Consider the following 14,981-nt stretch of genomic DNA (forward strand, 5'->3'; position numbering starts at 1 on the left):
GATATGTTGGCAATCACCGCATGAAACGATGAAAAGAGCGATTCCACAGTTTTTCCTCCTTTGCCTTCTCCTGCTCCTCGCCCCCGCATGTGGCCGCGAACTCACTGACGCTGAGCTGCTCGCACGCGACCGCGCCGAACTCGTGGACCACCTCAACAGCCACAAGGTGCTCTCCTACAAGTTTTGCAAGTTGATTTTGCGTTCGGCGAGTATGCCGGGTTCCGAGGATCCCAAGACCCGCGAATTTTTGGCGGTGGCTTCGCCTTTGTATGCGCGCCTGCTCAAGGCCGACCGCGTGGGCTATGCCGAACTTGGCGTATCCGACTACATTGGGCTCTACACCGACTACCTGAATTTCAGGGACTTCGTATTCGAAACTGACGAAGATGTTTTCCCGACGGTGACCGAAGCCTTGATTCTCAGCTACCATGCAGGCCCGGAGGAAGCAGCCTTTCGGCTGAACAAAGACGAAAAATTGCTCTACCAAAATGTCGAACATGCAGCTTTAAGCGGCTTGGTGATGCTGAGCAAGGACTTGGGCCGTTCGATTGCCCTCTACGAATGCGCGGAGACCGAACCGCAATTCCTGCCCGACGGCGAAGCCAAAACCCTGCTGCAATTTTACCGTGGTTTCATCTTTTTCCAGGCCGGTTTTTATTACATTTCGCAGGAGGCACTTTCGACGAATATTGAATGGCTGACTGCTCATGCAAAATTGCCGCTGCCATTTATGCAGGAGACCTTCGACCTCGACAAACTCTCGACCGTCAAGGCCCATATTGCGTTCCGCGGATTCAATTATCTGATGCGGGGTTTTGACCGCACGATGATGGAACGCGAGATCGACGAGGAACGTGCCTTGGACGATTTCGAGCATTTTATTGCGGATGCCAAGGAGGTGGGACTCGACAACGAATTGGTTTGGGTGGTCGAAGCCTATCTCTACATGAAACGCGAAGAACATGAGAAGGCCATCGTCGCGCTGAAAAAGCTCAGGGCCAGCCCCTTGCTCTCCGAAGACGAACGCGAATCCATCACCGAAACCATCAGCTACCTTGACGACCGCGAAGCCGGAAAGGCCCTCAACAAGGTCTATGACAACGTGTTTATGGGCAAGATTGTGGTCACCTATATGTTGGCAAAACTCAAGGACGTCGATTGGCAAGCGCTGATGAAGGAGCACAATGTCCCGCATACGGATGAAATATTCAGCACCGTCGACAATTTGAAAACCACGATCCAAAACATTGACCGCTACACCGACAGCGACACCCTCACCAAAGTCGGTTTGGAAGTCGGCACAGAAGTCGTAGAAGGCGTCGAAGAAGAAAGCAAAAGCCTCTGGCAAAAGGCCAAAGATTGGTGGAATGATTAGGGAGGAAATTCAATTCAAAACCTAACGCGATATGGAAAATGCAACGACACATTTCTGGGCAGGAACATTTGACAACAAGGAATTGTTTGACGCATTCTACGCCGAAAAATACCGGGCATCCACGACGCAACCCGTGTCAAAATTCGCTGCGAGTCAATCGCTGACTTGGCTCAACCACGACTTGGTAGAGGCAGGATTCGAAGCCGAAGGCGCGACCATTCGAGAAAAATTCGAGCGCTAGTCCTGGGCCAAACTCTGGATGGATGAATTCGAAAAGCGAATCCAGGCCCAAGGCATCACGGAGGTCAATACACTGATCATGGCATTTATGGACAAGGAATATGACCCGATCCGCACCCCCAAAGCGATCCAACAGCCCGGGATCAACATGGCCTACCTCGGGAAAATAATCTTTTGATGCGTTCCTTCGAAGGGGTTCCAAGGAACCGAAATCGATGCACAATTCCACCTTGGCCCGGAGGGCAACACAAAACGAATCCCCCCGCCGCTGCGGGGGTGAAGTATGGTAGAAACGTCAGGGATGAGCGTTCGCCAGCGGCCCGGGCCGAGCTGACGGACGAATGAAATGGTTACATTTCGCTGATCTACCATACTTTCTCAGCTGGCCCATCTGAAAACATTGATTATCAATTAGCTTCATTGTTCATTTGTCAATTCTCATTTCTCATTTCTCATTTCTCATTTCTCATTTCTAATTCCTCATTTCCCAATTGACTTCAACATCGCCAAACTATTCGCCTCCAAAACAGCCCCATTTTGCAAACGAATTTCCACCTTTCCCATACGCTCCGGAAAATGTTTTCCGATCATCGCGACGACGCTACTCACTGCCCAATCGTAATCAATGGCACTGCCGCCGACGATTTCAAGGACATCAATTTCTGCGCGAATTGCGGTTTTGTTTTTGTCGTCCCAGATGTTGAAGGCATATTCTCCCGCTTCCGTCCTTGCCTGTGTGGAGCCGCCAATTTGCCCGACTGCACGTTGCACCTCGCCAAAAAGGGTCGATGCCTCCCCGCAAACTTTGCAGGTCAGCCACCACCAACCGCTTTGGGCCTGTGCAAGCGGGCGGCTTTTGCAGCGGGGGCAATAGACGGCCGGGAACATCCGTTTGTGCGGCATTTGGGGGAGCAAAAGCAAGTCGATTTGTTCTTCCAAGCTAGCCAAAGTCTTGCCGTCCATCATGTGTTTGTCGTGCGCCTTGGAATAAACAGGACGTTGGAATTGGCGATAGGTCGTCAACAATTGCGGCAGTCCTTTCAGATTATTCCCGAATTTCCGCGAATGCATGGCCTCACATTCTTCGAGCGCACCTTGGACAGCCTTCCGAACGGCTTCATTTTCACTTTCTGCGAGCCGATGTAGCTCGGCAACAGCGGATTCGGATCCGATTCGCCCCAAATATTTTGCTGCAATCACCTGGAATTCGACATTGTCTTCTGCGGCAAAGGCAGCCAATGCAGAAACGGCGGCTTCGTGATCGACCATGCGACTGATGCGCGCCGCGGCGATCCTTGCGAGTTCGATGGCAAGCGGTTCGAAATAGTTTTCGGATTCAATACGGAAAAACAAGATGATCAGCCCTATCCCCAGGATCAGACTGGGTACGGCAAAAAATGTCCATCCCGCATTGGCAAACGTCAAAATGATAATTGCAGGCAACAAAATCAAGCCGATCCCAACCTCGAGGCGCCATCTCAACATGGGCAGAAAAAATTGCAAACCAAAGGGCACACGGTCCCATCTGCGGACCCCTGCCCTGCCCAAAATGCGATAGCTCGCGCTCTGCGCATCCCTGAACAGCCATTCGAACAAGAACATCTGCAGCATCATGCTCAAGCCAAATCCCATGATGATGGGCACGACAATGCTGGTTGGGTCTTCCATTTCCGAGTTTTCAAAGGCCAATTTACATGCAAACCACGACTTCCGAATGCCCAAGCAACAGATTCCAAGGCTTGTCCTTCCTGACTTTGCAGTTGAGTTCACCGCGGTGTTCTTTTGGTCGCTACTCCCACAGTATTTGCCTACTGATCCGTGGTAAATTGCTGATAGATTGCTGATGTTTCCCATCCCCATCCGTTCCAAAACCCCTCTAATTCCCCAAATAATCCCCTCTTGACCTAAACTCTTGGGAACGGATCAAGCGGTTAACAGAACCACCCTGCCCCAGCGGGGCGACACCGAAACGCAAAAATGATTCCCCAGCACCCAAGTTAGATTCCTTCCTCACCCGCCCAGACCAAAAATCCCTACCTTCGCAACATTGTTTTTCCATTTTCCATTAGCTTCGCTGAACCCTTCGGGTTTCTCCATTCTCAATTCAATGTCGTTAAGTTAAGGCATTAGTTGAAAAATCTGGGGATAAGCCGACAAAATTGGCGTCTGGGATCTCGCTATTTTTAAGGGGTATATAGGGGCTGTCGTTGGGCGGACTCTGTCTCAAGAAAAGCGAGTAGATTCATTTGACAAAATAAAAGGAAAACTTGATGAAAAAGCGTTTAAAGCCCGTTACAAAGACGGTTTTTCGGGGGTTGCCTCCCGAGATAGATTGCTGACATTCAAGAATTTAGTTCTATTCATCATTATGGCGACCAAACGGGCCATCCAACGTGAGCTGGACGAGTTCTATCGAGCAATCTCCAGCGGCGACTTCTCCATCCGGGCAGTGAGTAAGTCGGCGTTCTCCCAGGCGAGGAAGAGCCTCGACCCTGAGGTTTTCACAGAGCTGAGCCAGACGCTGCACGACTCGTTTTATGGCGAGCAGGCTTATCTCACCTTCGACAACATGCGCATGCTGGCCATCGACGGCTCACGATTGAACTTGCCTCGGCATAAAAGCACGTTGGAAGCTTTCGGCGAAGTGGGCTACGGGCCAAATGCAGACGCACAACGCATCCAGGCGCAATGCTCTTTCCTATATGACGTGCTCAACCTTACTGTGCTTGACGCGCAGATCGAACCGCTGAGTGTCGGAGAGAAGACATTGGCTTACAAGCACCTGGAGAACGTGAAGCAGGGAGACTTTCTCCTGATGGACAGGGGCTACCCAAGCATAAGGCTGTTTTTCGAACTCGTGTCTAAGGGCGTGCAATTCTGCGTACGCATGAATGAGCACTGGTGGCGCACGGTCAAGGAATTCGAAGCCACTGGCCAGCAGGAGGGCATCGTTCGTTACAAGCTGGGCGGCAAAGCGCGGCAGGCATTGAGGCACCTCGGCGAAATCGTGGACAAGGAGCTGGTTTTCAGAATCGTGTGCGTGACTTTGGACAACGGGCAAAAGGAGTACCTATGTACAACGCTGGCCGATGCCCAACGATACCCACACGAGATGTTCGCCGAACTCTATCACTGCAGGTGGGGTGTAGAGGAGGCTTTCAAGTTGCTCAAGGAAAGAATCGGGATCGAAGCGTTCACAGGTAAGACTGCGATCGCGGTGCGACAGGACTTTCACGCCAAGGTCTTCGCAATGAACATGTTTGCAGTCGTGGCATTCCCCATCGAAGAGCAACTGCGCAACGAAGAGGAAAAGGAGCGCAAGCATCCACGCAAGCTCAACAGGAGCTCCAATATGGGCTCATTCCTCACTTCGGTGACAGCGATTTTCATAAAAGGGCTCGTAAAGGAAGCAATTGAAGCCTTTGACCGGATCGCCTTGAAGACCACAGAGATCGTAAGAAAGGGTAGAAAAAACCCAAGAAAACACAAAATAAAGCAGCCTCCGGCTCAAGCTTACAAGGTAATGTAGCTTAACTTAACGACATTGATTCTCAATTCTCAATTCTCCATTCTCAATTCTCCATTCCCCTCCTCTTGACTCGAAAACAAAACATCATCGCCACGATCCAAGCACTGCTCCAGCAAAATCTGGCGGAGGCGCAGCTTGCCCTCAGCACGACGCAGGCATCCTTGGGCAATGAAACCAAAAGCACCGCGGGCGACAAGTACGAAACCGGCCGCGCGATGGTGCAAATCGAACTCCAGAAGATGGCCGATCAGCGCGACAAGATCGACCTGCAATTGCAGACCTTGGCCCGCGTCGATCTGCATCACACGGCAGATGCCGTCGAATTTGGTAGCCTTGTCACAACGGACAAAGAATCCTATTTCGTCGCCATCGGCCTGGGCAAGGTTCCCTTCGAAGGGCAAATTTGTTATGCCATTTCCCTCGATTCGCCCATCGGCAAAGCCCTCAAAGGCAAAAAATCCGGCGACAAACTCCAATTCCAGGGCCGCGAAATCGTCATTCGCACCAACGAATGAAACGCTATACTCGAAGCATGCAAAAACATCTCTCCCATCAAATTGGTGCCCCTCCCCCAAAATTTTGCCACGAAGGCACGAAGACACCAAGCCAAGCTCATTCTTCTTTGTGCCTTTGTGCCTTCGTGGCCTGAATTCAAAATGGAAGTAGATGGCGGCGTGTAGTTTAGCAGTTAGAAAGTAGCACATAGCAGTTTTGAACAGTTAGCAGTTTTGAACAGTTAGCAGTTAGAAAGTAGCAGTTAGCAGTTTTGAACAGTTAGCAGTTAGAAAGTAGCAGTTAGCAGTTTTGGGCTTGCTAAGGCGACGTCGTGAATGGTTGCAAAACCCAAACCTCCGCGCCCGCTGACCTTAGCGCCCTTTGCGTTGAATTCGGCCAATCTAAATGCAAGGGCGCAAGGATTCGCAAAAGATGCAATGCACCAACTCACTCAACCACAAACTTCCCAACTCAAACTGCTAACTGCTAACTGCTCATTGCTAACTTCCCCCCCTTCCCCTGATGAATTTTCATTAACTTGCTCCTTGTTTAAAGGCATCAAGAAAGTGACTTCACCCGATTCCCTCAAATACCTCGACGGCCGCGCCGCTTCCATGTTGGCCTTGCTCAAAAAGCAAGACATTGAGTCGCTTGCCACGAGTTCGGCCAAACGCCGTTTCTTCCGCATCGAATTGGAAACCAGTGGCATCGATCCTGATCGTGTGACGACCGCGCATGTCGAGGCGGCCAAGGCTGCCGGCTGCACGTCCCTCGCCACATGGCTCGACAGCCTGCGCAAGCTCTGCGAATATGCGGGTTCCGAGGCCCGTCGCAAATGGAATCCTGCCGCAACCGCATCCGACCGCGCCTCCCAGGTTCCTATTGCCAGCGATTGGTTCCTGCAATCCACCTACCTCCCCGAATGGGATGAAATGGACTTTCTGAGCCGCTGCGAATCGATTTGGACCGGAAATGGCTTCACCGGCGAAGGCATGATGTTCACCCGCATCTTCAACTACCGCGTGAAAATGCTCACCGGCTACGAAGACGGGCTGCGCCTTGTTTTGCTTCTCACCGAGGTCGGCACGTATGTACCCCCACTCGATTTACTCAACCGTGAACCCGCCAAAGTGGAACCCATCGACCTTGTTCGCCGCAGCAATGCCTTCGACGGAAGGGAACCCAACGACTATTCCATGCTCATCCAAGTGCCGATGGGCAAACCCGAATGGGCATTTTCGTTCTCGGAGATCATTCCGCAGCCGTTTGAGAAGCTGATCGGCATTCTTGGGAAGGAAGCTTTTCATCAGATCATGGAAAAGATGGGTTATGCCTATCCGGTAACCGAATTTGACACCTATGTCGGCGACGATGATTTGATGCTCTATTTCTATTGGCGTAAGGACGAAGTCCCCGGCGCGCGCAAATTGATTTTGGTCGGCATGGGCGAATTTCAGCCGGGACGCTACATTGCGAACATTGAAGGCTTCTGGCGCGTGTTTGGCGCTGACAATTAATTCATTATCAAGAAAAGAATCTATGAGTACGACAACAGAAACCAAAACCTGGAGCAAAGGCAAACGAATGCTCGTCCTGGGTGGCATCGGCCTCGCGGCTGTGCTGCTGCTCGTTTACTGGAACTACACCACGTTTTTTGGCGGATTGATGAGCGCCGATCCCAAAAGTCTGGATTGCGTCCCAACGATGGGCATTGTGACCGACATCCACGCAGCAGGTGGCGGATCCAAAAAGTCGCGTGAGACCTACCACATGACCTACGAATACAAGGTTGGTGACAATACCTTCAAGGAAAAGAGGAAGTCACGTATTCGATTTACAGCCGGTCGCGCCTCGGCGCCGAGGTGGAAATCTGTTATATGAAAGACAAGCCAAGCCGTTCGGCCGTGATCGGCAACGACGTGCGCGGGCAAAGTTATTTCATCGTGGTTTTGGCGGATCTTGCCATTCTGATTGCGCTTGTTTTGGTCATTCGGGCCGGCATCAAACGCAGAAAAAAGGCCGCCACGGCAGCGGTTTAAGCGGAAAGGGGCAGCAATTCGCTAATTTTGTCTCGTCCAATCGGGAAGGAAAATGGTCAAAAGAGAAGTCTTTTTTGTGGAATCAGGGGATGCCGCAGTGGCATTCCGGGAGGCTAGGATTGCCAATTTGGGTGCTGCTTCAGCAATCGCAAAGTACCAAGCGCAGCTTTTCCTGGCCATCGCGGGCTACGGGCGCGGGGATGCACTCGCGGATGTGCGTGCTGCAGTGCGCAAGGCGGTATTACATCTGGAATCTGATTCGGCGACGACAACAGTACCCTTTGACTTCCAAGATCATGCCAATTTTATGCGGCGATGTGGGGACTGTCCCTGAGTATGCTGTTTGGCGATCCTTCGAATGCGTTTTTGGAGCGCGGTGCGGGGCAGGACGCGGTTTTTGATATGCTCCTCAAGTTCACCGGGGCAGACATTGTCCCAACGGAAAAGTTGATTCGGCCCCTCCCCTATGCCCATTGGCTGAAGGCGGCGGCGGATCCCAAAAATGCAGCGGCGGAAATTCAGGAGTACTTGCGTTTGTGGTATGCGGGGATGTCCCAAACACCTTGGCACGATACGCATATTCACCAGGATCCTGCGTTTTTCGGGTATTGGGCCTTCGAATTGGCAGCCTTGGTCAAGGCCGCAGACATCAGCGACAGCGGATTTTCCGACAATATTTTCTACCCCCGCGACTTGGTGCATCAGCGGCTGTTTCGCACGTGGCTCGACGGTGCCGAAGGGGAGCAGGAACGCCAAATCCACGGATTTGCGGCAGCGCAGGAAAAACTCGAGGCAGCAAAAGCGACCTTGTTGGCATTTTTTGACGGCACCTTGCCGCAAGACAACAAATCCGCCAAGGCCATGGGCAACAGCCTCAAAATGATGTCGCAATTGCTCGGCCTCTCGGCCGAATCACTCAAGGAAAAACCTGAATTGCTGCGCGTCGGCATGACGCAACTTCTGCGCACGATGCTTTCGATTTCCAAGGATGCCTTGGACACGGTTGATGCCAAAAGCGAAGATGCAAAACGACGCTTCGCAGCGACCTTCAAAGAAATCCAGGAAAAACTCGGCGGCGAAGGCAGCGATCTTGCCGAAGCCTCCAAAATTCTCGCCGAACATGCCGACATTTCCGGCGAGGGCGTAGACCCCAAACAGCAAGTCGAAGCCGCAAAAACGCGATTGGAGACCGTCAACGAGGCCTTTTCGGGCATTCTCAAAGATCAATCCCTCGACCTGCAGCAGTTTTTCGAGGGAATCGACCGCCTGTTTCAAACCCATGCCAAGCAGTTGGGCATTACGCCGCCGCAGCCTTACAACGTCTACGAAAACACGAGCAAAGACGTGAGCAAGGCCCTCGACGAAGCCAATAAAAAGAACATGATTCAATCCGATTTTGACTGGAGTTCGCTCTGGAAAAAGGACTGAACGGGATCGAATTGATTCACCATGGCACGTACACCGAGTCCCGGCATGCTCCTGAAAGAACGGGTGCACCAGCTCCTGGTCGCCAAATTGGAAGGGAAAATCGAAAACCGTAAGGCCTACTTGGCCGCTTCCGATGCGTTTCGATTGGCTGAAATCAAACAGCGCTGCCAATTGAAAGCCGATCCGAGTGAAGAATTCATTGAAATGGAAATCAAAAAAGCCGGCTGGCAAATGGCCTACAACCAACAATTATTGGATCAACTCCGAGCCGTCAACCCCCGTCAGCGTTGTAAAATCGTCGAATTTGGCAGTTTGGTCATCATCCCGTACGGGCTCTTTTTCCTTGGCATTCCAGCAGGACCCGTCGATGTCGATGACCTTGAAGTGAATGCCGTCGATGTGGGTTCCCCCATCGGAGAAAATCATTCTTGGTCATCGCGTGGGCACCACTTTGCAATGGGATGGCAAGAATTTCCGGATTCTTGAAATCTTTTGAAGGCCGGCGCTAGTCTTGATTTGTTCCGGAAAATCCGGCCGATCTTATTGCATCGCAAGCCTCAAACTTCCCAATTGGATCATCCACGTTGACGCACCCGATCAAGAATGCGGAGTGAATTGGGTTGCAGATTCACCTCGGGATCAATACTGACTGGCATTAGTCCAAGGCCTCTTTGTTCCAGCCATTGCGGCCTCCAACTGCCCAGTCATAATCAAATTTGCCGCCTGAAGTGATTTCCAAACCTTCAAAATCGGCAGGAATGATGTTTTTGCTGCGAAAGTCCCAAATTTCGAATCGGTATTCGCCGTCTATGATGCTATCGTCGACAACAGGTCCAATGACCCCAATGGCCTTGACGACACCACTTTCCAAATCCGCATAACCTTTGCAAGTCTTGCATTCCAACCACCACCATCCCGCTTCAGAAATGACCTCTGCCCGTGAATGGCAATCCATGCAAAAGACGTGTGCAGGGGCCTGTTTGAGCACCGACTGCTTGCGCAGGAGTTGATCAATTTCATCCTCCATCTCTTCCATCCACTGATCAAAATCTGCTGCTCTTGCAGATGCTGCAACATTTCGCGGGCGCAAATTGCTTTTGTAAACCGCCAATTTCTGACGGAGCGCCCTCGCCGAAAAACTCGGCAGTGATTCGGGGTCAAGTGTCGCAGACTTGATTGCCTCCTGACAGGCCGCTTGGACTGCTTCTGACTCAGATTGTATCCGCTCCAGCGTTGCCAAGGCCGAAGGCGTTCCCACAAGTCCCAAGTATTTGATAGCGATCAACTTGTATTTCAGATCATCCTCTGCCCGGAGTTTTCCAAGCACCTTTTCGGCCGTCGAGGCATTCGACATTCTCGCATAACGGCTTGCAGTGATGCGCGCCATCGTGGTGATCATGGCGACAAAAACGCTGTCGGTCCGCATCCATCTGGCCAAAAACAAGTTCGCGACAGCCAAGATGAAACCGGGGGCACTCCAAATCCATCCGTATTCGCCGCTGAGCAAAAAGATCGCGGCTGACAACAATAAAACCGGCAGAGATAAACTGGCAAATTTTGGTGGTTGTATTGGCAAAAACCAATCCAAAAGGAAGGGAAATTGCCTGAAGGGAAGTTTCCAAGGCCATCCCAACAAACGATGCGCTGCAACGAAGGGGTTCGCTCTAACCCATTTTCTGACATAATCCGCAAACAAAAACCCCAAAAAGATGTATCCGGCTGCAATGAAGAGCGTGAATTCCAATGCATACATCGATTGAAGGCCTTCGGGCGGAATCATGCTTCACTGTGGGTTACACTTGCCATTGGATTTGTCTAAGCTTCGCCGATCAAATCTCGTCCCAATCCCAAAGTGCTGCCGAGACTTCGCGGGGAAGCGGCTTGCCGCTCAGCCGCAAGGCGAGCACGATTTGGCCACGGTGATGCGCCTCATGGGCGATCATCATGGACAACAATGTCGCAGGGGAGCGCTCAAAATGACGAACCTTCTCCTCTTTGGCGACCTGTTCCAGCATCGCCACCACCGCATCGGTAGATTCGGTCAGCGCAGCCATCAAGGCGGGAATGGTATGCGGTTCGCGTGTTTTCAGACGAGCCACTTCCGGCGGCCGCTTCATCATGGCACCTACCCAATTCAGGCGCGCATTGTGCATGTGCACGTAGATGCGGCGCACATTACGCGCCCGGGGGTCGTAGCTGACCGTCAACCCCTCCTCACCTACCGCCTCCAAGAGCCGAAGGTTCACCCGGTGATTCACCAGCCAGGATTCCTTGAATTGTTCGCGCTTTTTCACTGGAGACTTCTGTTTTGAAAATCCTTATTCGGCCGCAAAATAAGCCGAAACCCGCCAATCACCTACAAGCATTCGCCAAAATCGAATTGGAACAGCCCGCATTCAGGAAAAATCAGCCAACGATCCAAATGGAGATTCGGAAAAATTTCTAATTTGGATGCATTGGGAAATTCCCAAGAAAAGGCGCGCCACGTACAGGGCCGCCAAAAGCGGTAATTTGGGTATCATGGAATCGAAGGTAGGTAGTTTTGAACTCGTAGAGGATGCTGCGGCGTTGGAAAGGTGATCGATCACCTCAAAGGTTTTCTTTGTTGGCGGTGGATTTTGAAGGCGAATGGAACCTCCATCGCTACGGGCTTCACCTTTGTTTGATTCAAGTTTCCGACGGCGAAAACATCTTTTTGATCGATCCCGTGAAGGTGGGCGATCTCGATGCCTTCCTGAAAATCATGGAAGATCCCGCCATCGAAATCATCTCTCATGGGCCGCAGAGCGATATCGTGCTGATGGACTACCTCTACGGCCGGCAGCCGCGTAACGTATTCGACACAGAAAAGGCTGCCCAATTGCTGGGTTATGAAAATACCTCGCTCAGCTTCTTGCTCGAACGCCATTTCGGGATCATCAAAAACACCAAAGTGCGCGTGAGCGACTGGAATCAGCGCCCCCTCACGGAGACAATGCTCAATTATGCGAGCAAGGACGTCGAATATCTGCACCGCCTGAAGGATATCTTGACAGCGGAATTGCAGGAAAAAGGTCGCAGGGAATGGCTTTCGGAAGAATGCAAAGAACTCGAAGACATCCGCTACAAGAAAAAAGACAACCCGCATCTGGAGATCCAAGGCGCGAGCAAACTCAATGAGCGCCAAGCATTTGTCCTCAAATTCATCTACGAACTTCGGGACCAGATCGCCAAGGATCTTGACAAGCCGGCTTATTACATCATCCCGAATTCAAAGCTGATCGATTTGGCCTTGGATCCACCACCGACGGAAGCTGATTGGTGTGAAATCAAAGGCGTGAATCCAAGGATCAAAAAATATGCGCACGATTTTTTCCATGGTGTTGCGCAGGCCCAAGCGGCCGAATTGCACAGGGATAGCAACAATTACAACGACCGTAATTTCAAAGGCCTGAGTAAAACGGCCTATTTCAAGTTGGTGGATGAAAAAACGGCACTGCTGGAGCAGATTCGCGATCAGATCAAGGTCGAATACGATATTTACCCGATGATCTTGAGCATGCGCAACCTCAAGCGGGTCGCTTATGGCGAGGCCACGCTCAACGACTTGAAGGAATGGCAAAAGGAAATTTTATTGGACAAGGCGCATCAGATGGAGCTGGATGTGAGCATCTTAATGAGCTGAGCCCAGCTTCCGAACAAAGATTCAGGCATTGATCGGAATACATTTTCGCGTACTTCCCGCACGTTGTCGATCAATTTGGTTGCGATATCGTCCACGGGCAAGGCAGTCACATTCCTGGAAAAGGGAGCCCCATAGAGATTTGCAAGGCGATTGATCGTTAAAAAGGCCGTTCCGATCAAAGCCATAATGGGCACCGACAAGTACTCCATTCCACTGTTCTCCCCTAAAATATCGATGTCACCGATCAACAACGGCGTCAGCAAAACGTAGCCAAAAACGATGATTCTTGTAAATGCACTGTAAATCATCAGAAAAGGCGTGTATTTGATGCGCTCGGCCTTGCCTTGAATGTCATAGAACCGTGTAATATGCGCCATCAAATCACTTTTTTCTAAGTCGCTCCCTTGTTGCATGACAGCATCGACTTTGACCGACAATGCGAGCAAGATTTCATTGGTGAGCTTGTTGGTGGGCACGATTTCCTCCAATTCGACAAAGGCAGGCGACTCGGCTTGCTGCGCCTTGGTGCCACCCCGCAATTCGGTAGAAAACTGAAGTACAAAGGCTTGCGTCAAATCCAACATTTCATCGGCGATGGGTAGGCCATTCCCGACAAAGTCTGGCTTTAAGTGCTCTCCACGGCCAATGTAGGTGTACACCTTGTTGGTAAAACTGCGCGTGTTGTTGATCAATTCGCCAATGATCTTGCGTCCTTCCCACCACCTGTCATACGCCGAATTCATTCGAAAGCCGAGAAAAAAGGCCAAGGCCAACCCGAAAACTGAGCCAACCTGCCCAGAAATCATGTAAATGTGGTCGCCAAAGTTTTCTTCGACCAATAAAAACAAGCCCGCATAACAAAGTGAAATCAGCAAATAGGGAAAAGCCACCCTCAACAAAGCAAGGTGCCCTTCCAATTCGGATTTGATCATCATTTTACCATTTGAGATTTACCCAGCCACCGATACGCCTATCAGCTTTCCAATCCCGAAGGTAATCGCTGCCGCGGCCAAACCAAAAAATACTTGTCTGAATCCAGAAAACCAAACGTTTCGGCCTGTAAACAGGGTGATGGCGGCCCCGATCAGGAACAATCCCGCGGCGCTGCCTGCTACGCTGATGATGACTGCCTGCATGCCGGATGTGAACATGAACGGCAATACCGGAATCACGGCGCCGACGGCAAACAAGACAAAGGAGGAAACTGCGGCTTCCATGGCCGAGCCTTTGAGCTCTTCGGTATTGATTCCCAACTCCTCGCGCACGAGCACCTCATGGGCGTGGCCCTTGTTTTTCATGATCTCAGTGGCCATTTCCGTGGCTTGCTCACTCGGGATTCCCTTCGCGATGTAAATCAAGGTCAGCTCCTTCAATTCCCCTTCAGGATTGGTTTCAAGCTCCTCCATTTCGAGCTGCATCTGATTTTCGTAGAGTTCCTGCGAACTTTTAACGGAAATCCATTCGCCCAAGGCCATCGACAAAGCGCCGGCAAGCAACCCCGCCAAGCCCGCGAGCAATACGCCTGCCTGACCTTCGGTGGCCCCTGCGATGCCCATGACCAAGCTGAAATTGGAGACGAGGCCATCATTGCCGCCCAACACCGCAGCGCGGATTGCGTTTCCACCGACGGAGCGATGCCGCTTTTCCATCCGCGACATTTGCGCCCCGCTCACGCGGGTTTGATTCTCCAGAATGGACCGCAAAATCTTGACGTGGCTTGTTTCGGAACCCGTAATGGTCTGATTGTTTTTGGCCTTGGTGGCGACGATCGCCTGGGAAATTCCCTTTTCGGTATCGAGCAAAACGCCAAGCACGTAGTCATAACCAAAGATCTTGCCGATGCGATTGATCGTTTTGGCACGCCACGACGGCTTGTCGAGTTCCGACAAGGCAATTCCTTTGCTTTTGGCAAATGCGACAGCATGACTGCGCTCGATTTCACTCATCTGCTTGAACACATCCGCCAAGACGGGATCCTGTTCGTGCGCAGCCAATTGATTATAGAGGAACCAAGCATCGATTTCGGTCTGAAGATTGTTATTTTTCATACTATGTGGAATTGCAACAAAAACAAGGGCCGACAACCGCGGCAGCCTCAAACAATTGCAACATACGCCAACTGTCGTTAGAATCTCAACAAGTAGACGCTGCCCTGAGATTTCTCATGCAAGCGGAAGGGCAAACAGGTGATCCAATACCGTCTTGCCCAAA

17 protein-coding genes are annotated in these 14,981 nt (G+C 51.4%); 12 read left to right on the top strand and 5 right to left on the bottom strand.

Annotation, left to right across the window (positions count from 1 at the left end):
• Positions 1-28: 28 nt before the first annotated feature.
• The 3 genes from IPN95_17165 to IPN95_17175 are packed head-to-tail and all read left to right on the top strand — an operon-like array spanning position 29 to position 1,793.
• Complete coding sequence (locus IPN95_17165) at positions 29-1,375, top strand: short-chain dehydrogenase (protein MBK9451099.1); 1,347 nt, start codon at positions 29-31, stop codon at positions 1,373-1,375.
• A gap of 31 nt (positions 1,376-1,406) precedes the next feature.
• Complete coding sequence (locus IPN95_17170) at positions 1,407-1,616, top strand: immunity 22 family protein (GenBank protein ID MBK9451100.1); 210 nt, start codon at positions 1,407-1,409, stop codon at positions 1,614-1,616.
• A gap of 18 nt (positions 1,617-1,634) precedes the next feature.
• Entirely contained in the window at positions 1,635-1,793 is a 159-nt protein-coding gene (locus IPN95_17175; GenBank protein ID MBK9451101.1) for a hypothetical protein, read from the top strand.
• A gap of 302 nt (positions 1,794-2,095) precedes the next feature.
• On the opposite strand, the gene IPN95_17180 is transcribed toward IPN95_17175, so the two are convergent.
• Complete coding sequence (locus IPN95_17180) at positions 2,096-3,283, bottom strand: HEAT repeat domain-containing protein (GenBank protein MBK9451102.1); 1,188 nt, start codon at positions 3,281-3,283, stop codon at positions 2,096-2,098.
• 664 nt (positions 3,284-3,947) lie between these two features.
• Here IPN95_17180 and IPN95_17185 point away from each other — a divergent pair.
• From IPN95_17185 to IPN95_17220, 8 genes are all read left to right on the top strand, one after another.
• Entirely contained in the window at positions 3,948-5,144 is a 1,197-nt protein-coding gene (locus IPN95_17185; GenBank protein ID MBK9451103.1) for an IS4 family transposase, read from the top strand.
• 65 nt (positions 5,145-5,209) lie between these two features.
• The gene (locus IPN95_17190) at positions 5,210-5,659 is read left to right on the top strand and encodes a GreA/GreB family elongation factor (protein ID MBK9451104.1); all 450 of its coding nucleotides are present in this window, start codon (positions 5,210-5,212) and stop codon (positions 5,657-5,659) included.
• A 525-nt stretch (positions 5,660-6,184) separates the two neighbouring features.
• A complete protein-coding gene (locus IPN95_17195; protein ID MBK9451105.1) occupies positions 6,185-7,156 on the top strand; it encodes a hypothetical protein in 972 nt (323 codons plus the stop codon).
• A 22-nt stretch (positions 7,157-7,178) separates the two neighbouring features.
• Positions 7,179-7,520: a hypothetical protein gene (locus IPN95_17200; GenBank protein ID MBK9451106.1), complete on the top strand. Its 342-nt coding sequence runs from the start codon at positions 7,179-7,181 to the stop codon at positions 7,518-7,520.
• On the top strand, positions 7,517-7,678 hold the full coding sequence (locus tag IPN95_17205; GenBank protein MBK9451107.1) for a hypothetical protein: 162 nt from the start codon (positions 7,517-7,519) through the stop codon (positions 7,676-7,678). The genes IPN95_17200 and IPN95_17205 overlap by 4 nt, the downstream gene beginning before the upstream one ends.
• 52 nt (positions 7,679-7,730) lie before the next feature.
• Positions 7,731-8,012, top strand: coding sequence for a hypothetical protein (locus IPN95_17210; GenBank protein ID MBK9451108.1), 282 nt, complete (start codon positions 7,731-7,733; stop codon positions 8,010-8,012).
• A complete protein-coding gene (locus IPN95_17215; protein ID MBK9451109.1) occupies positions 7,994-9,106 on the top strand; it encodes a DUF1911 domain-containing protein in 1,113 nt (370 codons plus the stop codon). The genes IPN95_17210 and IPN95_17215 overlap by 19 nt, the downstream gene beginning before the upstream one ends.
• Before the next feature lie 21 nt (positions 9,107-9,127).
• Positions 9,128-9,592, top strand: a complete 465-nt coding sequence (locus IPN95_17220; GenBank protein MBK9451110.1) for a hypothetical protein — start codon at positions 9,128-9,130, stop codon at positions 9,590-9,592.
• Between the two features lie 169 nt (positions 9,593-9,761).
• Here IPN95_17220 and IPN95_17225 read toward each other — a convergent pair whose 3' ends face one another.
• A complete protein-coding gene (locus tag IPN95_17225) occupies positions 9,762-10,631 on the bottom strand; it encodes a hypothetical protein (GenBank protein ID MBK9451111.1) in 870 nt (289 codons plus the stop codon).
• Positions 10,632-10,935: 304 nt separating this feature from the next.
• Complete coding sequence (locus tag IPN95_17230) at positions 10,936-11,364, bottom strand: DinB family protein (protein MBK9451112.1); 429 nt, start codon at positions 11,362-11,364, stop codon at positions 10,936-10,938.
• 299 nt (positions 11,365-11,663) lie between these two features.
• Here IPN95_17230 and IPN95_17235 point away from each other — a divergent pair, with 299 nt between their 5' ends.
• Entirely contained in the window at positions 11,664-12,770 is a 1,107-nt protein-coding gene (locus IPN95_17235; GenBank protein MBK9451113.1) for an HRDC domain-containing protein, read from the top strand.
• On the opposite strand, the gene IPN95_17240 is transcribed toward IPN95_17235, so the two are convergent.
• Entirely contained in the window at positions 12,734-13,702 is a 969-nt protein-coding gene (locus tag IPN95_17240) for a hypothetical protein (protein ID MBK9451114.1), read from the bottom strand. The two genes, IPN95_17235 and IPN95_17240, sit on opposite strands and share 37 nt — an antisense overlap.
• Positions 13,703-13,720: 18 nt before the next feature.
• Positions 13,721-14,818 (bottom strand): VIT1/CCC1 transporter family protein, encoded by a 1,098-nt coding sequence (locus IPN95_17245; GenBank protein MBK9451115.1) that lies wholly within the window; start codon positions 14,816-14,818, stop codon positions 13,721-13,723.
• Between the last annotated feature and the right edge of the window lie 163 nt (positions 14,819-14,981).

The sequence above is a fragment of the Bacteroidota bacterium genome (assembly GCA_016718825.1).
Classification (GTDB): domain Bacteria; phylum Bacteroidota; class Bacteroidia; order J057; family JADKCL01; genus JADKCL01.